At 62.2% G+C, this 18,801-nt stretch carries 17 protein-coding genes; 8 read left to right on the plus strand and 9 right to left on the minus strand.

Annotated features, from left to right (window positions below; translation table 11 throughout):
• The first annotated feature begins 308 nt into the window (after positions 1-308).
• The gene (locus M1E05_RS17000) at positions 309-1,130 is read left to right on the plus strand and encodes an endonuclease domain-containing protein (protein WP_461163667.1); all 822 of its coding nucleotides are present in this window, start codon (positions 309-311) and stop codon (positions 1,128-1,130) included.
• 137 nt (positions 1,131-1,267) lie between these two features.
• Here the strand turns inward: M1E05_RS17000 and M1E05_RS17005 are convergent, their stop codons facing one another.
• Positions 1,268-1,843 (minus strand): helix-turn-helix domain-containing protein, encoded by a 576-nt coding sequence (locus M1E05_RS17005; protein WP_461163668.1) that lies wholly within the window; start codon positions 1,841-1,843, stop codon positions 1,268-1,270.
• A 374-nt stretch (positions 1,844-2,217) separates the two neighbouring features.
• Here M1E05_RS17005 and M1E05_RS17010 point away from each other — a divergent pair, with 374 nt between their 5' ends.
• Complete coding sequence (locus M1E05_RS17010) at positions 2,218-3,768, plus strand: sodium:solute symporter family protein (protein WP_461163669.1); 1,551 nt, start codon at positions 2,218-2,220, stop codon at positions 3,766-3,768.
• Positions 3,769-3,908: 140 nt separating this feature from the next.
• Here the strand turns inward: M1E05_RS17010 and M1E05_RS17015 are convergent, their stop codons facing one another.
• Positions 3,909-4,103: a hypothetical protein gene (locus tag M1E05_RS17015; RefSeq protein ID WP_309106647.1), complete on the minus strand. Its 195-nt coding sequence runs from the start codon at positions 4,101-4,103 to the stop codon at positions 3,909-3,911.
• A 237-nt stretch (positions 4,104-4,340) separates the two neighbouring features.
• On the opposite strand from M1E05_RS17015, the gene M1E05_RS17020 reads away from it, so the two are divergent.
• From M1E05_RS17020 to M1E05_RS17030, 3 genes are all read left to right on the plus strand, one after another.
• Positions 4,341-5,477 (plus strand): VIT1/CCC1 transporter family protein, encoded by a 1,137-nt coding sequence (locus M1E05_RS17020; RefSeq protein WP_458113369.1) that lies wholly within the window; start codon positions 4,341-4,343, stop codon positions 5,475-5,477.
• Positions 5,478-5,527: 50 nt separating this feature from the next.
• A complete protein-coding gene (locus M1E05_RS17025) occupies positions 5,528-6,436 on the plus strand; it encodes a matrixin family metalloprotease (RefSeq protein ID WP_458114426.1) in 909 nt (302 codons plus the stop codon).
• A 140-nt stretch (positions 6,437-6,576) separates the two neighbouring features.
• The gene (locus tag M1E05_RS17030) at positions 6,577-7,395 is read left to right on the plus strand and encodes a peptidase M10A and M12B matrixin and adamalysin (RefSeq protein WP_461163670.1); all 819 of its coding nucleotides are present in this window, start codon (positions 6,577-6,579) and stop codon (positions 7,393-7,395) included.
• A gap of 26 nt (positions 7,396-7,421) precedes the next feature.
• Here M1E05_RS17030 and M1E05_RS17035 read toward each other — a convergent pair whose 3' ends face one another.
• Positions 7,422-8,555, minus strand: coding sequence for an LOG family protein (locus M1E05_RS17035; RefSeq protein ID WP_461163671.1), 1,134 nt, complete (start codon positions 8,553-8,555; stop codon positions 7,422-7,424).
• Positions 8,556-8,678: 123 nt separating this feature from the next.
• On the opposite strand from M1E05_RS17035, the gene M1E05_RS17040 reads away from it, so the two are divergent.
• Positions 8,679-9,647 (plus strand): IS481 family transposase, encoded by a 969-nt coding sequence (locus M1E05_RS17040; protein ID WP_461163672.1) that lies wholly within the window; start codon positions 8,679-8,681, stop codon positions 9,645-9,647.
• Positions 9,648-9,955: 308 nt separating this feature from the next.
• Here the strand turns inward: M1E05_RS17040 and M1E05_RS17045 are convergent, their stop codons facing one another.
• The 5 genes from M1E05_RS17045 to M1E05_RS17065 all read right to left on the minus strand — a co-directional run bounded on the left by M1E05_RS17045 (position 9,956) and on the right by M1E05_RS17065 (position 15,499).
• Positions 9,956-11,077 carry an IS110 family RNA-guided transposase gene (locus M1E05_RS17045; protein WP_461163673.1) on the minus strand — a complete coding sequence of 374 codons (1,122 nt, stop codon included), beginning with the start codon at positions 11,075-11,077 and terminating at the stop codon, positions 9,956-9,958.
• 303 nt (positions 11,078-11,380) lie between these two features.
• Positions 11,381-12,421 carry a Gfo/Idh/MocA family oxidoreductase gene (locus M1E05_RS17050; RefSeq protein ID WP_461163674.1) on the minus strand — a complete coding sequence of 347 codons (1,041 nt, stop codon included), beginning with the start codon at positions 12,419-12,421 and terminating at the stop codon, positions 11,381-11,383.
• Between the two features lie 71 nt (positions 12,422-12,492).
• Positions 12,493-13,389: an ATP-binding cassette domain-containing protein gene (locus tag M1E05_RS17055; RefSeq protein WP_461163675.1), complete on the minus strand. Its 897-nt coding sequence runs from the start codon at positions 13,387-13,389 to the stop codon at positions 12,493-12,495.
• 13 nt (positions 13,390-13,402) lie between these two features.
• Positions 13,403-14,446, minus strand: coding sequence for an ABC transporter permease (locus tag M1E05_RS17060; protein ID WP_309106640.1), 1,044 nt, complete (start codon positions 14,444-14,446; stop codon positions 13,403-13,405).
• 57 nt (positions 14,447-14,503) lie between these two features.
• Positions 14,504-15,499, minus strand: a complete 996-nt coding sequence (locus M1E05_RS17065) for a substrate-binding domain-containing protein (RefSeq protein ID WP_461163676.1) — start codon at positions 15,497-15,499, stop codon at positions 14,504-14,506.
• 279 nt (positions 15,500-15,778) lie between these two features.
• Here M1E05_RS17065 and M1E05_RS17070 point away from each other — a divergent pair, with 279 nt between their 5' ends.
• Positions 15,779-16,519, plus strand: a complete 741-nt coding sequence (locus M1E05_RS17070; protein WP_458113361.1) for a GntR family transcriptional regulator — start codon at positions 15,779-15,781, stop codon at positions 16,517-16,519.
• Positions 16,520-16,551: 32 nt separating this feature from the next.
• Positions 16,552-17,475: a 5-deoxy-glucuronate isomerase gene (gene iolB, locus M1E05_RS17075; protein ID WP_461163677.1), complete on the plus strand. Its 924-nt coding sequence runs from the start codon at positions 16,552-16,554 to the stop codon at positions 17,473-17,475.
• Between the two features lie 47 nt (positions 17,476-17,522).
• Here iolB and M1E05_RS17080 read toward each other — a convergent pair whose 3' ends face one another.
• On the minus strand, positions 17,523-18,785 hold the full coding sequence (locus tag M1E05_RS17080) for an MFS transporter (protein WP_461163678.1): 1,263 nt from the start codon (positions 18,783-18,785) through the stop codon (positions 17,523-17,525).
• Positions 18,786-18,801: the final 16 nt, after the last annotated feature.

Below are 18,801 nucleotides of genomic sequence, written 5' to 3' on the forward strand. Positions count from 1 at the left end.
CGAGGATGGATCACTGGTTGTGACTGCCATCATACACTCGAAGTTGTCTTATGTGCATCAACTGTTTACTTCCCCGACTGGGTTTTGTTCCGCTCCCGGCGATCCCGCCCAGTTACCGAATCCCTGTAGGGGAATTCGACGGCGGTTTGCCCCCGACACGCGTTCGGGCCACCGGTAACTGGGCGGGAAGGTGTTTGCACCGGCGTGGTGGGACCTTGCCCACTCAGTCTGACCGAGACCCCGCGGGGTTATGCACATAGCCGGCTCTGGCACTTTCGAATCGACACCTCCCCCGGTCTCCTTGAGGCATGGATCCCGTCCTTTACCTCAGGGAGATGGGCGGCGTGGCCCGAGTCCACCAACTGACGAAGGCGGGTTTCAGCCGCGGCGACCTTGCCTCCCTGGAATCGGCAGGAGCGATGCGGCCCAAGCGTGGAGTCCTGGCGCTCCCCGGTTGCGACCCGGATTTCCTGGCGGCCGTCAAGAACAACGCACGGGTCAGCTGCGCCAGTGCTGCAAAGCACTACAGCCTCTGGTTGCGGCGCGCCCCGGACAAGCTGCACCTCAGTTGTAATCATGGCCACGGCGAGGGCTTTGTCCGTCACCGGACCGAGCGCTTTCCGACGTCGGGCCCCACCCCGCTTGCCGCCGTCGAAGACGTCATCCTGCACGCGCTGACCTGTCTTCCCGTTCCGATGTCTACAGCCCTGGCCGCTTCCGGAATGAGGCTTCACGGTGTACCCCTCGCGCTCCTGGAGTCCGAGTTGACTGCAGACCGGTCCGGAACCGCCCTATCGGCACTTCGGCTCGTGGATCCGAGGTGCGAGTCATTGGTTGAAGTCGAGGCACTTCAGCTGTTTTCAGGCCAGGGGTGGCATGTGGAACTTCAGGTACCTCTCGAGGGCATTGGCCGGGTGGATTTCCTGATCGAAGGATTCCTCATCGTGGAAGTTGACGGGTTTGCCTACCACTCTTCACGTGAGGCAATGCGTAGGGACGTTGGCAGAAACAACGCCTCGGCCCTGAGCGGCTATCCAGTGCTCCGCTACATGCCCGAACACGTTTGGAACGAACCCCAGAGGGTCCTGGCGGAAATTCGCGCAGTGCTAAGAGGCAGGATCATCCGCTGAATGTCGGTCCCGACCCTTCCCGCCCAGTTACTCCCTCCACCCGGTCGGATTCGCCGGCGTTTCCCGGGCGACACGCCAATCCAGTACCAGTAACTGGGCGGGAACGCAGCGAGGGCCGGGGCGGGAAGGCAGCGGGACTAGCGGCTGGCGGCAGGAACCAGGATCCAGAGCACTTCCACAGGCTCATTGGTCGGGTTGACCCAGGTGTGCGGCTCGCGGCCCGGGAAGGTCACGGTATCGCCCGAGCTGAGCTCATACTCCTCGTTGGTGAGGATCAGCTTGATGGTTCCCTTAATGACGTGGAGCACGTCAACGTCGCAATCAACGGCGTAGAGCTCGGATTCGCCCCGCCCTCGCGGCTCGATCACGGCCTGGATGAGCTGAATCCGCCGCTCCGAGCGAGCCGTAAGCAGCCGCTCCACAATGCCCTGGCCACCAAGGGAAATACGCGGGCCGTGATCCTTCTTCGTCAGGTGGGTTTCCGGGGCTGCAAACAGATCGCCGATGGAGATGGAAAGCACCTGGCAGAGAGTCACCAGGGAGGCAACCGACGGCGAGGTCAGGTCGCGTTCGACCCTGCTCAGGAAGCCTTTGGTTAGCCCGGTGGCGTCTGCGACCTGTTCGATGGTGAGCCGCTGGGATTGACGCGCTGCCCGGATCCTTGAACCGATGGCAACCGGAATATTGCTGGGTTCAACTGGTAGAGCCTTCATTTCTGAACCTTTCACGGCTGGCCGCTCGGCCCATCTCAGGAGTCATCCTAACGGCCAGGAACGAGTGTGACGCGGCAATTCGTCACCCGTTACCGCGCGTCTTGACCGTTACCCACGTCACAGTTTACTCTCTTAGGCAACAAGTGTTGTCTATCAGCAAACTCAGTTGATCCGGGCCAACTGCCTAGTCAGGCGAGTAGGCGAAAATCCCGGCAATCCGTCCTCACAACCAAGGCGGTCAGCTGCAGAGACAAACCCGTCTCCAGGCGAACTGCGTGCACTCCTCCGTGCCTCCCCTCCAAGCAGCGGTTCCCTCTACGTCGGCAATTTGCCGTCGAAGAGGAACCTCCAAGCAGCTCCAAGGAGCCCTTCTCATGGATGCAAATTTCATCAATATCGCCATCGTGGTGGCCTATCTGGTCGCCATGCTGGCTTTCGGCTGGTGGGGAAAGTCCCGCACCAAGAACAACAGCGACTTCCTCGTAGCTGGCCGCCGTTTGGGCCCGTTCCTCTACACCGGCACTATGGCAGCGGTGGTCCTCGGCGGCGCTTCGACTGTGGGCGGCGTTGGCCTCGGCTACAAGTTCGGAATCTCCGGCATGTGGCTGGTGGTGGCCATCGGAGCCGGAGTGCTGCTTCTTAGCCTTCTCTTCGCCGGAACTATTCAAAAGCTGAAGATCTACACCGTGTCCCAGATGCTGACCTTGCGTTATGGAAGCCGGGCTACGCAAACATCAGGAATAGTGATGCTCGCGTACACCCTGATGCTCTGTGCCACATCCACCGGTGCGTACGCCACCATCTTCGTGGTTCTCTTCGGCTGGGACAGGGCTCTCGCCATCGCGATCGGCGGGGCAATTGTGCTGGTGTACTCCACGATTGGGGGGATGTGGTCAATTACTTTGGCTGACCAGGTCCAGTTCGTGATCAAGACTGTGGGCATCTTCCTCCTGATGCTCCCCTTTACGCTCAACGCAGCGGGTGGCCTGGACGGCATCCGCAGCCGTGTGGAAGACAGCTTCTTCCAGATCGACGGCATCGGCATTCAAACCATCATCACGTACTTCGTGGTCTATACCCTTGGGCTGCTGATCGGTCAGGACATCTGGCAGCGCGTCTTCACCGCCAAGACACCCCAGGTTGCCCGTTGGGGCGGCGCCACTGCAGGCATTTACTGCATCCTCTACGGCGCAGCCGGCGCGCTGATCGGCCTCGGTGCCCGTGTCGCACTGCCGGAAATCGACGTCGCGAACCTGGGCAAGGATGTGGTTTATGCCGAGGTGGCAACCACCCTGTTGCCGATCGGGATTGGCGGACTGGTCCTGGCAGCGGCTGTTGCGGCGATGATGTCCACGGCTTCGGGGGCCCTCATTGCAGCCGCTACAGTAGCCCGTGCCGATGTACTCCCCTTCGTTGCCAGTTGGTTTGGCAAGGAGATCAACACCGAGGACAGCGAGAATCCCGAGCACGACGTGAAAGCGAACCGCATGTGGGTACTGGCGCTCGGCGTGGTGGCCATCCTGATCGCGATCATCACCCAGGACGTCGTAGCCGCCCTGACCATCGCCTATGACATTCTTGTAGGCGGCCTGCTGGTGGCCATCCTCGGTGGGTTGGTCTGGAAACGCGGAACAGGAGTTGCTGCGGCGACCTCCATGGCGGTCGGTTCCGTTGTGACACTGGGAACCATGATTGTCCTGGAAATCAACGCTGCCGCACCATTGGACGGGATCTACGCTAATGAGCCCATCTACTTCGGTCTGATCGCTTCCGCCGTGTTGTACGTCGCAGTATCGCTGCTGACCAAGCCCACAGACCCCCGCGTGATGAGGACCTGGTTTGCCCGGGTAGCTGGCCGCACAGAGGTGGAAGAGCCCGTTCCGGCTGACGCACTGCAGCCGGCTGTCAGGAAAACGGTCCTCTAACCCGCTGTTCCTCAAAATAACTGACCTTCAGAACAAAGTGCCCTTCAAAAAAAGGCACAATGCGCGACGGCGGTACCTCCCAGGGTGGGACCCACCTTCGGGACGTATCGCCGTCGTGGCTTAAACCTCGGCGTTAACTGTCAGTCTTCCTCGAAGTCCGGCTCACGGAAGTCGTCGTCCGTGTCCAGCGGCACCACTCTTTCCTCTTCGTCTAGGGCATCGTCCTCCACATCCCATTCCTCCACAGGTACGTCCTCGGCGAAGTCATAGGCGGGATCGGATTCGACAGTCGGCCTGACGGGCTGGTTGTTGGGAACTGGTTCAGTGGAATCCATAGTGCAACCTCCGTGTAGTAAGACATCGATCGATAGGACTGTAAAAACATCACAACACCGACGGCACAGGGGGTCAATAGCGGGAGAACGCCCACTCGCACAGCCGGGTCCGTGCCGTAATTTTGAGGCATTCCTAAACTTCACCCTAAGGATTACCGGCCGAAAATCCGCGCAAATGCGGGGTACGCTGGAGAGGCAATGAGGCCGAACCATGCCTCGTCAAGCCCAGGAGTCTTCGTGTCTCAGCACGCTAAATCTGATCACCCCACCGATCCACTGCCCTCAGCGGCCGGAACCCCCAGCCCCGCCGATCTCAAACGGTGGCGGCAGTACCTCGCCGATGAGCGGGCCGAAGCCGCCGTTTACCGTGACCTCGCCCAAAACCGCAGCGGTGAAGAACGCTCCATCCTGCTGGCTCTCGCGGAAGCTGAAGGCCGCCACGAAGCACATTGGCTCAGACTGCTCGGCGGCCACGCAGGCAAACCCCGGCCGGCATCATTCCGGAGCCAGATCCTCGGATTCCTGGCCAGGCATTTTGGTTCAGTTTTTGTCCTTGCCCTCGCCCAGCGTGCTGAAGGCCGTTCTCCTTATGCCGAGGATCCCTCGGCCACTCCTGCCATGGCAGCTGATGAACAGATCCACGAAGAAGTAGTGCGAGGCCTCGCCACGCGGGGACGAAACCGACTGGCCGGCACCTTCAGGGCAGCAGTCTTTGGGGCAAACGACGGGCTGGTCAGCAACCTTTCCCTGGTAATGGGCATGGCTGCCTCGGGCGTGGGCAGCCAGGTGGTGCTGCTCAGCGGCGTTGCCGGATTGCTCGCAGGGGCACTCTCCATGGGGGCTGGCGAGTTTATTTCAGTGCGGTCCCAGCGGGAACTCCTCGCAGCCACCCGCCCCACCCAGATCACCCTGGCCGCTGCCCCCTCGCTCGACATCGAGCACAACGAGCTCCTGCTGGTGTACCTGGCCCGGGGAATGTCCCGCGAGGCTGCGGAACACAGAGTCAAGGAACGCATGGGCATGCTGCCTTGCGATTGTGATCCGAGCCTGTCGCTCCATCCTGAGAGCGGCGAGGCTCCCGATCAGCATGAAGCCGTGGGCACGGCGTGGAGTGCAGCCGCTTCGAGCTTCTGCTTCTTCGCCTCCGGGGCCGTGGTGCCCATCCTGCCGTTCGTGTTTGGCCTGACGGGTGTGGCGGCCCTTGTGGTGGCCTGCGTGCTGGTGGGCCTGGCTCTGTTGGTGACAGGCGGCATCGTAGGCCTCCTCTCGGGAACGTCTCCTGCGTCCCGCGGACTGCGCCAGTTGGCCATCGGCCTTGGTGCAGCCGCCGTCACTTACCTCCTGGGCATGGCCTTCGGCGCGGCTGTGACGTAGGTGGTGACGTAGTGGACGGACCTTCCAACGGGGACAATCTCCGGCAGCACATGACACCTCACCCACCGCCTAAGCACCGGAGTCCCCTCCGGAAGGCCGGGCATTGGCTCCGGAACGTTCTGGTCACTCTGCTGATCGCCGCGACGGCGTTTCTGGTGGCCGGGCTGGTTTACGACGATCCCCGGGTGACCGGACTGTTGGGAATGGATTCCGGGAGGCACTCTCAGTCTGAACCTATTGCTACAGCACCCGTACAACAGACCGAAGCTGCGGGGGTGGCCAGGCCGGCCGACGCCCCTCCTCCAGGGCTCGAGGAAAGTGACGCTCCCCTGGGTGTCCCGGAATTGCAGTCGGTTACCAGCCAGTCCTACAAGTTCCTGGTGGTGAACGACGACGGCAGTCCGGTGGGCTATTCGCCTTGCCGGCCGCTGCATTACGTTGTGAATGAAACCCTTGCTCCTGAGGGCGCCGCCCATCTCGTTCATGACGCCATCCGCACCATAAGCTCGGCAACAGGAATCACCTTTATCCATGACGGCGAAACGGCCGAAGAACCCTCGGGTGAACGTGATCCCTATCAGCCTGCCACCTATGGAGACCGCTGGGCCCCCTTGCTGATTTCCTGGACCACGCCGGAAGCCGCTCCCAAGCTCAAAGGCCAAGTGATCGGGACCGGTGGAAGCACCCATTACAGCTTCAACGGCGGCCCCAAATCATTTGTCACGGGCAGCCTGGAACTGGATGCTCCCCAGATTGACCTTGAGTTGGAACGCGCGGACGGCGCCCAGTACGCGACTGCCGTTATTCTCCATGAACTCGGCCACGTAATGGGACTGGAGCACGTGGATGACCCTCTCCAGCTGATGTATCCGGAAATCGGCACTCCTGACGGACTGGCGGCGGGAGACCTGAGCGGCCTGAAGGAACTGGGACAGACCCAGTGCCGCAAGGACCTGTAGACGCGGATCCCTGCTGGGCCTAGGCTGACTCCAACCATCAGTTCCGGCCACCTCCGTCAGCCGCCCAGAGGGCAGGGGTCATCAAAATTCACATGCCATCCGGGCCATCTGGCCCTTCCGCTCAACACTTGCATCAACCGGTGACGCACTGGGGAACCCGGCTGATCGCCTTCTTTGCCGCAACCGTTATGTTCATTTCCGTCGGCGTGTTTCTTTATGGCGGTTTCAGACCCCTGACATTGCTCGGCCTCGGTTCCGGTTCTTCCGGCTGGGCCCCGATGATGGGCCAGCGCAGTGCACCAACACCAGGCCTGGACGAAGGTCCTGAGCCATTGGGCGCCCCTGCACCTTTGACAGAGCTCAGCAGCTCCTACGTTTTCCTCCATTCCAACGAAGGCACGCCGGTCAGCTACTCCCCGTGCCGGCCCATCCACTACGTCGTGAATGCCGAAGCGGCACCACCGGGCTCAGGCCCTCTGATTGAGGCTGCGGTACGGCGGATCAGCGAGGCCTCGGGCTTCCGTTTTGTTTTTGACGGGCATGTAGATGAGCGGCCTGCGCTGGACCGTTCAAGCTTCCAGCCCGACCGCTATGGGAACATGTGGGCACCCGTCCTCATTTCGTGGACTGATCCTGAAACAGTTCCCCAACTCAGCGGGGACACGGTGGGGGTCGGCGGCAGCACCCGAGTGAAGCATTCGTCCGGACACGTGGGCTACGTCAGCGGGCAGGTATCGCTTGATGCGCCACAAGTTCGGAAAATCATCAGGACCACGGGCGGAAGTGCACGGGCTATTGCCATCATCCTCCACGAACTCGCCCATGTCCTGGGCCTCGGACACGTTCCCGACCCTTCCCAGCTGATGTTCGAGCATGGAACGCCACTGAGGGACTTCGGGCCGGGCGATCTGACCGGACTGGCCAGGCTGGCGGAGGCACCCTGCACCAGAATGCTATGAGCACTGATTGAGGCCCTGTTCCGGTGTCAGTAACCCTCCAGGACCTGAAGTGCTTCCTCCACCGTGTCAACCAGATGCACTTTGGCAGCCATCTCGCGGCCCTCAGCCAGGCCGGCCAGCAACTGCCAGGCGGGATACCGTTCCTGCCAATGCGCCCGCCCCACCAAGATCATGGGTTTGATGGTCTCGGGCACCCCATAGTAGTTCTCACACGCGTCCTGGAAGATCTCCTGGACTGTACCGGCGGACCCGGGCAGGAACACGATGCCGCCGTCGCACAACTCGAGGAGGATGGCCTCCCGGATCGCGTTCGCGAAGTACTTGGCAATGTGGCTGGCGAAGTAGTTGGGCGGCTCGTGGCCGTAGAACCAGGTCGGAATCCCCAAAGACGGCGTCCCGTCCGGATGGCGTTCGACGACGGCGGCCGCCTCCCGCGCCCAGGCAGAGACCGAGGGCCGGTATCCGGGAACGGCCGCCATGCTGGCAAGCTCCTTGCGGAAGGTTGCTTCCGGAATTTCACTGAGATAGGCCCCCATGTTTGCTGCCTCCATGGCACCCGGACCGCCCCCGGTGGCTACGACGTGACCGCTGCGGGCGAGCAGGCGTCCAAGGGTTCCCGCCGCCGCGAACTCAAGTGTTCCACGCTGGGCAGCGTGCCCTCCCATCACCCCGACGGTCACCTGGCCTGTGCTCGTCCCGTTGCGCCGGAATGCTTCGAGCGCCTCCCCGATTGAGTGGTCATGAAGGGCTGCAGCGAGCGTCGCGTCGATCCGGCGGCGCCCTGGTTGGATGCTCCACTGATACACCTTGGCGTCCGGTGAGGCCTCGTACCGTGCGTCAGCGATACCCTCATAGAGTTCGCGGGCAGTGTAGAGACGGCTGCGGTAAGGGTTGAAGGGAACGCCGTCCAGGCGCGGAAAAATCAGGGCTCCGCGGCTACGCAGCGACGCCTCCACGCCGTCGTCGAAAGTGCAGCCGAGGAAGATGCTTCCCTCGGCGTCGAGACTCAGCAGCGGCTCCGCCCTGCCGCGAAGATCAAGCGATTGGGCATGCCACCCGTGCATGGAACGGGCACCGGTAACCACCAGCCTGTCGAAGCGTTCCAGGCTGTCCACGTCCAACGTCCGGGGGCTCGGATTCAAGCTGCCGTGGGCGTCCATGGAGCCAGCCTAGCTGTATTGACCACGGACATTAGTGACGCTCGGCGTGGTTTGGTGACATGAAGAAGACCTCCCGGTGGAGTGGGGCTTGTCTAGAGTCCAATTCCACGCACGGAGGTCTTCATGTCCCACCCTAACGCTTTCCTGACCCCACGTGGCAGGCTGCACCTCGCGCAATGTGTTGTTGAGCAGGGCTGGAGCCTGCGCCGCGCAGCTGAGCGGTTTCAGGTCTCGGTACCCACGGTTGCGCGCTGGGCACAGCGTTACCGCGAGCACGGTCCGGCCGCGATGACCGACCGTTCCAGCCGGCCGCACTCCTCGCCGCAACGGACCGCAAGGCGTACGGAGCGGCGGATCATTGCCGTGCGCGTGAACCGCCGGTGGGGTCCGGCAAGAATCGGGTATCTGCTGGGCATCCACCCCTCCACCGTGCACCGCGTCCTCTCCCGCTACCGGCTGGCGAAGCTGACCTGGCTGGACCGAGGCACAGGACGAGTGATCCGCCGCTACGAACACGCCCAACCCGGAGACCTGGTCCACGTTGACATCAAGAAACTCGGCAGGATCCCCGACGGCGGCGGGCACAGGGCCCTCGGCAGGGCCACCGGAATACAGAACAGGACCAGGACCCCGTCCAACCGAAGGCCCGGCTACCACTACCTCCACAACGCCGTCGATGACCATTCTCGCCTGGCCTACACCGAAATCCTCACCGACGAGACAAAGGAAACCGCAGCAGCGTTCTGGCAGCGAGCCAACGCGTGGTTCCAGTCCCGTGGCATCACGGTCCAACGGGTTCTGACCGATAACGGAAACTGCTACCGGTCCCGCCTCTTCGCCGAGGCCTTGGGCCCGGATGTCAAGCACAAACGCACGCGCCCCTACCGGCCCCAAACCAACGGTAAAGTCGAACGGTTCAACCGCACCATGCTCGAGGAATGGGCCTACGCCCGCCCCAACCGATCAGAAACTGAGCGTGTTGCCGGATTCCCGGACTGGCTCCATGCCTACAATCACCACCGAGCCCACACTGCCCTCAAAGGTCAGACACCGGCCAGCCGCGTCACTAACCTCTCCGGTCAATACACCTGATATGTAGGTCTCGTTTGTCAAGAGCATGAGGAAGCGGTCCGCGGGCGGGGTTGCCTGGGACCGCTTCCCTTTGTGGCCGGGATGGGCAGCCGATGGGTGGTCAGCGTGTCGTTGGCGACGGCGCGGTCAGACTGATATGCGCGGGTTGGTTACCGCAGGACGAGGTGTTCGGCTGGAGGTTACCGCTGGTCTAGCAATGACGGGCGTGGTCCGTTTCTGGTTGCCCATAGGTGTATCGCGGGTTTACTCCACGCGCTGCAAGGAACCACTCACGACTTAACTTCCCGGGGTTTCTCCTTGCCCCTGAATCAGGGGCTGGAAGCTGACGAGCGGGGGCCAGCGTCCGCCTGATGTGCGCCGGCGGCAAGGGACCAACACCAGCCGGCAAGCTCACGCGCGACGGCGACGTTGGCGATGACCGGACGCTTACGGCGTTCGAGATAGTTGATCCAGCGGTTATGCAGACGCCGATTACCGGCATGGCCGCGGGTCCGTGCTTCAGAGCTGGCTTCTTCCCACCGTGACCGCATCAGCCGTGACGGATTGTTGTATGGTCTGCGGTGGTGCCAAGCGGCTTCAACGAGGAGCCGCCGGGCGTGGGTGTTGCCGGTTTTAGTGATGGACCCCAGAGACCTGGACGCTCCCGAGGAATGCTCTGTCGGGACCAGCCCGAGGTAAGCCCCGATCGTGGCGCCGGTAAAGCGGTCCCAGTCACCGATCTCCACGGCCAATCCGAAGGCAGTCAGGGTCGAGATTCCCCGCAGGCACTGCAGCGCCCGGACAATCGGCGTGTATTCACTCCCGTAGGCCATCGCTGCGATGGCCTCATCGAGGCGGTCGCGGCGATCCGAGATCTCGTGCATCGCCTCAAGAGAAGACTCATAGGTCAGTTGACGGGCCGGGGCTTCGAAATGCTGCCGGGCCAACCAGAGCTCATGGGTTCCGGTCCAGGCCTGCCCGCCCGAATACACAATGCCCTGGCGCAGCAGGAGCTTGGAGATCCGGTGCCGGGAACGCATCAGGTCCCCGCGGACATCTTCCCGGGCGCGCACCAGGTCCCGCGCCGCTTCCTGGTCAGCTGACGGGATCCGCACCGCGGTAATCTCACCAAGTTTCAGCAACCGCGCCAGATGCAGTGCGTCCTTAGCGTCAGTTTTCACCCGGTCCCCGGACGGGCGCTGAAGCTTGGACGGAGCCGCGACCACCGTATCGATCCCCGCCGCGAGCAGGAACCGGGCCAGCCCAAAACCCGTCGGGCCGGCCTCATAGACAACCCTCACCGGGGTAGGCAGGGATACGATCCAAGCAAGAATCTCGCCATGGCCCGGAGTCATCCGGTGCGGAACGACTTCACCGGTCTGCCCGTCCAACGCGCATGCGACAACGGTACGGGCATGGACATCCAAGCCAACGCTTGTACGCTCGAACATAGCTGGAACCTCCAAATTTCAAATGTGGCTCTACCTGTCCGCCAAGTGTGGCAGGCAACCCACGCCTTGCTTTGAAAAGGAGGTTCCAGCCCCTTCGGGCCACACTTCCCGGTCCTTCTGACAAAGGCCATCAGCGCCGGGACCAGGATCCGGAACGCCACTACACCCCAACAAACGCCCCCCGAACCTGGCGATCCGGATCCGCCCGGCGACAATGGCATTCAGAAGGACCCACCCTTCGGCAGCCAGCCCCTCCTGCCTCATATCGTCTAGCCTGCCGGGAGGTCCCGGCGCCCAGACCCTCTAGCGGTCCACTTCCTGCGCCACAGTAACCGGGATCCCCGATTCAAGGGAGGCCTGGGCAGCATCGGCTACGCGTGAAGCAGCAACGGCGTCTTCAGGAGTGCAGGGGTTCTCCCGCTTGCCCAGGATGACCTCCATAAAGGCCACCAACTCGCAGCGGTAGGCCTGATGAAATCTCTCGGCGAAGGTTTTGTGCGGTGTTCCTGATGGGAAGGTGATCCCCGGCTCCGCAGATGCCAGCGCTGCCTGGTCATCCAGGCCCACCATGACTGATCGGGCGGAGCCTTGAATCTCCAAGCGCACATCATGGCCGGCCCCGTTGTAGCGCGAGGCAGACACCGTTCCTACAGTGCCGTCGTCGAACGTCACCAAAGCGAGAGCCGTGTCCACGTCCCCCACCGCGCCGATGGCGGGGTCACCATTGTTCGAACCCTTGGCATACACCTCGACGATTTCCCTGCCCGTCAGCCAGCGGAGAATATCGAAGTCGTGGACTGAGCAGTCCCTAAAAAGCCCGCCGGAAGTGGCCAGGAACTCCACGGGTGGCGGGCTCATGTCGCACGTGACTGCCCGCAAGGAGTGGATCCAGCCCAGTTCCCCTGCCGTGAAGGCACGTTTCGCTTCGACGTATCCGGCGTCGAAGCGGCGCTGGTGTCCGATCTGGACGACTCCGCGATTTTGCCTGATGTGCTCCAGCACGGGCAGCGAGTCCGAAACGTTCATGGCCACGGGCTTCTCGCAGAACACAGGTATTCCAGCCTCCACCCCGGCCCGGATGAGGCCGGGGTGCGTGGCAGTACCGGTGGCTATGACCAGGCCGTCAATGCGGGAATCAAGGAGCTCCTGGACGGTGGGTACGAAGCCGGCACCCAGTCCGGCCGCCACGGATCGGGCATGCTCGGCAGCGACATCCGTGACCTTCAACCGCACCTCAACTCCGGCCATAGGACCGTCGGATCCCTCGTTCAGGGAAGCGATGTTGTTGGCATGCATCACGCCAATGCGTCCCACCCCAACGAGTCCTAAAGTAATGCTGTTCATCCTGCTCCTGCGGGTCTGTCCGGGGTTCTGGTGCGGGTTCGGTCTGTGAGACCGGTGTGTGAGGGGCTGGACTAGCGCGTCGTTCCCGCGACTTCGGCCTGGACTTCCTTGACCACATCGCTGTGGCCGCCGAGCTGTTCCAGTTCGTGGGCAAGCTCGGCGAGTTCGGCGCCGCCTGCCATTTGCGCCGTCAGTTCATCGAGCGTGATGTCCTTTTTGTCGTAGTAGCCGATTGACTTGCCGCGTTTGAGCAGCAGGAACCGGTCGCCGACGGGGAATGCGTGGTGCGGGTTGTGGGTGATGAAGATGACGCCCAGGCCCCGGTCCCTTGCCTGCAGGATGTAGCGCAGCACCACGCCGGACTGCTTGACGCCGAGCGCGGCGGTGGGTTCGTCCAGGATCAGGACCTTCGCGCCGAAATACACCGCCCTGGCGATCGCGACACACTGGCGTTCACCGCCGGAGAGCTGGCCGATGGGCTGCTCCACGTCGCGGAGGTCGATGCCCATCTCGGCGAGTTCCTTCTTGGTGATGTCCTTCATTTTCTGGACGTCCAGGCTCTTGAACGGGCCGAAGCCGCTGGTCAGCTCGGAGCCGAGGAAGAAGTTGCGCCAGATGGGCATCAGCGGAACCACGGCGAGGTCCTGGTAGACGGTGGCGATGCCGGCATCCAGGGCATCGCGCGGAGAATCGAATTTCCGTTCCTCGCCCATGATGTGGAGCACGCCTTCGTCATGCTGGTGAAGGCCGGCGATGATCTTGATCAGCGTGGACTTGCCAGCGCCGTTGTCCCCGAGCACGCAGGTGACGCGGCCGTTGTCCACTGCCATGGTGACATCGCGGAGGGCCACGATGTTGCCGTAGTGCTTCCCGACGTTCTCCAGGGACAGCAAGTGCACCGGGGTATGGGTCAGCGGGTCCTTCTCGTCCTTGAGCAGTTGCTGCTGGTCGATCTGTTTGGCGTTCATGGTGTAAACCCCTCTACTTAAGTTCCGCGCGGCGTTTGACGATCAGGTTGACGATGGTGGCGAGCAGCAGCATGAGCCCGAGGAAGAACTTGAACCAGTCCGGGTTCCACTGCGCGTACACAATGCCCTTGTTGGCCATCCCGAAGATGAAGGCACCGATAGCGCCGCCCACCGCTGAACCGTAACCACCGGTCAGGAGGCAGCCGCCGATAACCGCAGCAATGATGTAGAGGAACTCGTTGCCCACACCCTCGCCGGACTGCACTGAGTCGAAGGCGAACAGGTTGTGCATGCCAAGGATCCAGCCACAGAAGCCAACGGCCATGAAGAGGCCGATCTTGGTGCCCTTGACGGGTACACCCACGGCGCGCGCTGCGTTGGCGTCGCCGCCCACAGCGAAGATCCAGTTGCCCACCTTCGTGCGCAGCAATACCCACGAGGCAACGGCCACAAGGGCAATCCAGATGAACACAGTGATCTTGACGTCTACGCTGCCGATCGTGACGGAGGAGGCGAAGATGGCCTGGGCGGACTTGAACCCGTCCATGTTGGAGATCGACGGCGACGAGACTGAGCCTCCAATGAGGCGGGTCAGGCCCAGATTCAGTCCGGTCAGCATCAGGAACGTGGCCAGGGTGACAATGAAGCTGGGGAGCTTGGTCCTCATCAGGATCCAACCGTTTACATAACCGATACCCACGGATACGACCAGGGCCAGGATGACGCCTACCCAAACGTTCGTGGAGAAGTACCAGCTGAACATCGAGGCAGTGAGAGCCGAGCTGATGACCGCCACACCTGTGGAGAGATCAAACTCCCCGCCGATCATCAGCAGGGATACGCCCACGGCCATGATGCCGATGGTGGAACTGCCGTAGAGGACGGTGGCGATGGCGTTCGGCTGCAGGAACGTCTGGGAAACGAGGGCAAAAAAGACAAACAGTACGACGGCGCCAACCAGCGCGCCCACTTCGGGTCGCCCCAGCAGATTCTGGAGAGGATTGCGGACAGCCACGCGTTCATCGACGGCAGGCGGTCGGATCAAAGTCTGAGTCATGATGGTTCTCCTTAGTGCCTGGCCCGGGAGCTCCCGGGCCAGGCTGGAAAGCTTGATCTAGCGGATGCCTGCTTCGGCGAACTTAAGGGCGTCTGTTGCTGCAGCCTTATCGATGATGGCCGGTCCGGTCAGCACCGGCTGCCCGCCACCGATTTCGAATCCGCCGCGCTTGTTCTGCCAGAGGGAATCGATGGCCCCGTACCCTTGGAGCCACGGCTGCTGGTCCACAGTGAACTCGATCTCGCCGTCGGCGATCTTCTTGGCAAGTTCCGCGTTCAGGTCGAACGAGGCCACCTTGGCCTTGCTGCCCGCCGAGGAAATGGCCTTCAGGATGGTCAGGGTGTAGGGAGCTCCCAGCCCAATAACGACGTCGGCATCAGCTGTGGCCTGGAGCTTGGCAGTAACGGTGGAGGAAACCTGGGCCATGTCGGTTCCGGTCACGTACAGGATTTCAGTACCGGGCACCTTGGCTTTCACGCCGGCACAACGGGCCTCAAGTCCTACGTGGCCCTGCTCCTGGATCACACAAACCGGGTGCTTCAGGCCGAGAGAGCTCAGCTTGGTTCCAACGGCTTCGCCGGCCAGTCTCTCGTTCGAGCCGAAGTGGGTGAAGGCACCCAACTGTGCGGAGACTGATTCACCGGCGTTGAGGCTGACAATGGGAATGCCTGCATCCGCGGCCTTCTTCAAGGCGTCCTTCAGGGCATCGGGCTTGGCCAGTGTCACCGCAATACCGTCAACCTTCTGGTCCACGGCCTGCTCAATCAGCTGCGCCTGCCGGCCACCCTCAGGATCCGAGGTATAGAGGAGCTCCACATTGTCCTTTGCCGCTGCTTCCTCGGCACCCTTCCGGACGATGTCCCAGAACGTATCTCCAGGCGCGGCGTGGGTGATCAAGGCAATCTTGATCCTGTCCGTGGAAGCCACTTGGCCGGCTGCCCCGGCGTTCCCTGAATCGGAGGGCTTGCCTCCCGTGCTCGAGCAGGCGCTTACGGCCAGTAATGGAACAACGGCCGCCGCCAGGACAGCCTTCCGCCACGAAAATCTCTTCACGTTTGATCTCCTTAAATCGGCTTCGTCGTCAGCTCCGTTGCCTCAGCCCGCTCGCCGTCTGTAGATGATCTTGGTAAGTGGCAGCAACAAAGTCAATAGTTTGTCCTGACATTAGGATGTTTTTACGAAGTAAAGCGCTTTCCCTTGCAGTTATTACCGTGGCAAGATGCGCTCCCTGCTATTATTCAGAAAAGGCAGTATGTCCTATCAAGCGAACATGCAACCTGACAGGAGCGGCCTCCTGAAGGCAGGTAGGCCGCAGCAAAAGGGAGCGCTCATATGGCGAAGCAGCTAAACCTCAGTATCGACCGCTCATCCCCGGTGCCGCTTTACCACCAGGTGGTCCAAGGTATTGAGTCAGCAATTCATTCCGGGCTGCTGGAGCCCGGAAGCCGGCTGGAAAACGAAATCGACCTTGCCGCCCAACTGAACCTTTCCCGGCCCACCATGCGCAAGGCCATGGATGAACTGGTCCGCTCAGGCCTGCTGGTCCGTAAGCGTGGAGTGGGAACGCAGGTGGTGTCCAGCCAGGTCCGCCGCCCCCTTGAACTCTCCAGCCTCTACGACGACCTCACCAACAATGGCAGCAAGCCAACAACAGATGTCCTGATGTTCGCCCATGACGAGGCGGATGCTCCCACCAGGGAAGCGCTGCACTTACCGGCGGGCGCGAAGGTCTACCACTTCACGAGGCTCCGGAAGGTAGGTGGTAAGCCGCTTGCACTGATGGAGAACTGGGTTCGTGACGATATCACCACCATCACTGAGGCCCTCCTGCGGGAACAGGGCCTGTACGCCATACTCCGCAACGCCGGCGTTAATTTCCGGCTGGCAACACAACGCATCGGGGCGCTCGTGGCCAACGATTACCAGGCTCCCCTGCTCGAAACACAGGTGGGCTCAGCACTTGTGAGCATGGAGCGCACCGCGGTGGATGACACCGGCCGCAATGTTGAGACGGGTCATCACGTTTACCGGGCAGATTCCTACAGTTTTGAAATGACCCTCGTCCAGCGCTGAGCGAGGACTGACACGAACCGGAGAGTTTACTTATGGCCGAATGGGTGTACCCACTGGGAACCGCTGCTGAAGGTGAGTGGGACGTCTCGCTCGGAACCTCGGACTCATCCCTCGCTGTTGAAGGATGGGAACATACGGGGCTGAAGGTGGCCACCCTGGCCGCCGGCGCCGTCGTCGAGCTTTCCGCAGCGGCAGAGGAGCGGATCGTCATCCCGCTCAGCGGTGCTTTCACTGCTTCCGTAAATGGCAGTAAGTACGAGCTGACCGGCCGGGCGGACGTGTTCAGCGGACCCAGCGACGTGCTGTATTCAGGCACCGGCAACGCCGTCACCATCACAACGGCCGACGGCGGGAGGGTGGCAATTGCGACTGCCCCCGCCAAGGTCGAGTACCCGACGAGGCTTATTACCGCTGCCGAAATACCGGTTGAACTCCGCGGTGCCGGTAACTGCTCGCGCCAGGTCCATAATTTTGGCACCCCGGCGGCGTTGGAGGCGGACCGTTTCATCGTCTGCGAGGTCATTACGCCCGCAGGCAACTGGTCCTCCTACCCTCCCCACAAGCACGATGAGGAGAAAGAAGGCGAAACGCGCCTCGAGGAGATCTACTATTTCGAGACGCAGGTGGCGGCTGGCGGCTCCGGTCGCGGATCTGATCACGGATCTGATTATGCGTACGGCAATGCCGACGCTATCGGCTACCAGCGGGTCTATGCCTCAGATGAGCGCCCCATCAATGTGACGGCGGAGGTCCGTACCGGCGACGTCGTCCTGGTCCCCTATGGCTGGCACGGGCCTGCCATGGCCGCCCCCGGCTATGACCTGTACTACCTCAACGTCATGGCGGGTCCCGGCCAGGTCCGGGACTGGCTCATCAGCGATGACCCCCACCACGGCTGGATCCGGCAGACCTGGGAGGGCCAGGACGTGGATCCCCGGCTGCCTTTCGGAGGCTAAACGGCCCGATCTGCTCCTGGTGCTGACCCCCTTCAAGGAACCGCCTGTCAGGGGACAGCAGCAGGCTCGACATCGACGTGCTTCTTTTCGGAATCCTGTGACTCCCGCTCGGCATTGGACTGAACCGCTGCGGATTGAGTGGACGCGCTTTCGAACGCCGCGCTTGTCCGGGCACTCGCCGCTGCGAATGCCATCACTGCAAGCCCCAGCAGGGTCATCACCGCCCCGGCCCAGATAGGTGAGGTATAGCCCAGGCCCGCAGTTATAGCGACCCCGCCCAGCCACGCGCCAAGCGCGTTGCCCACGTTGAACGCGCCGATATTTGCGCCGGATGCCAGTGTGGGCGCACCCTTCGCGTACTTCATCACGCGCATTTGCAGGCCGGGGACAGTGGCGAATCCGAATCCGCCCATCAGGACAAGGGATGCGACGGTCAGCATCTGGTTGCCGGAAGTCAACGCGAACATGACAAGCACCGCCACCAACACGGACAGCACCACAAGGAGAGTGCGGTCCACGTTTCGGTCTGCAGCCTTGCCGCCCACCGTATTGCCGATGAAGAGGCCCACGCCGAAGACAATCAGGAGCCACGGCACAGCAGAAGAGGAGAAGCCGGAGACCTCTGTAAGTGTGTAGGCGATATACGTGAAGGCACCGAACATTCCGCCGTAGCCGAGCACCGTCACCACAATGGACAGCCAGACCTGGCTCGAGCGGAAGGCCAGCAATTCACGGCGCAGGCCACCGGGAGCCGCATCTGCGTGGCTGGTTTTAGGAACCAGGGCCAGGATGCCCATCAGCGCAAGCACTCCTATAACGGTGATGGCCCAGAAAGTGGAACGCCAGCCTGCCGCTTGGCCGAGCATCGTTCCGAAGGGGACGCCCAGCACGTTGGCGGCAGTGAGCCCAGTGAACATAATGGCGATGGCACCGGCCTTTTTGGTGGGGCCAACCATATCGGCCGCCACCACAGCTCCAATGCCGAAGAAGGCACCATGGGCCAGGGCTGCGATGATGCGCCCGAGCAGCATGATTCCGTAGTCCGGGGCCACGGCAGAGATGAGGTTGCCCGCGATAAAGAGCACCAAAAGCGCAGCCAGCACGGGTTTGCGTTCGAAGCGGGTCACTCCCGCAGTCAGCAAGAGCGCGCCGACTACTACCGCGAGGGCATAGCCGGAGATCAACCAACCGGCTGATGCTTCAGAGACGGTGAAGTCGGCTGCCACCTCCGGCAGTAATCCCATGATGACGAACTCTGTCAGTCCGATACCGAACCCGCCAAGCGCGAGGGCGATCAGGCCAATGGGCATAGTAGCTCCTGGGAAA

Source organism: Arthrobacter sp. R4-81 (assembly GCF_054792365.1).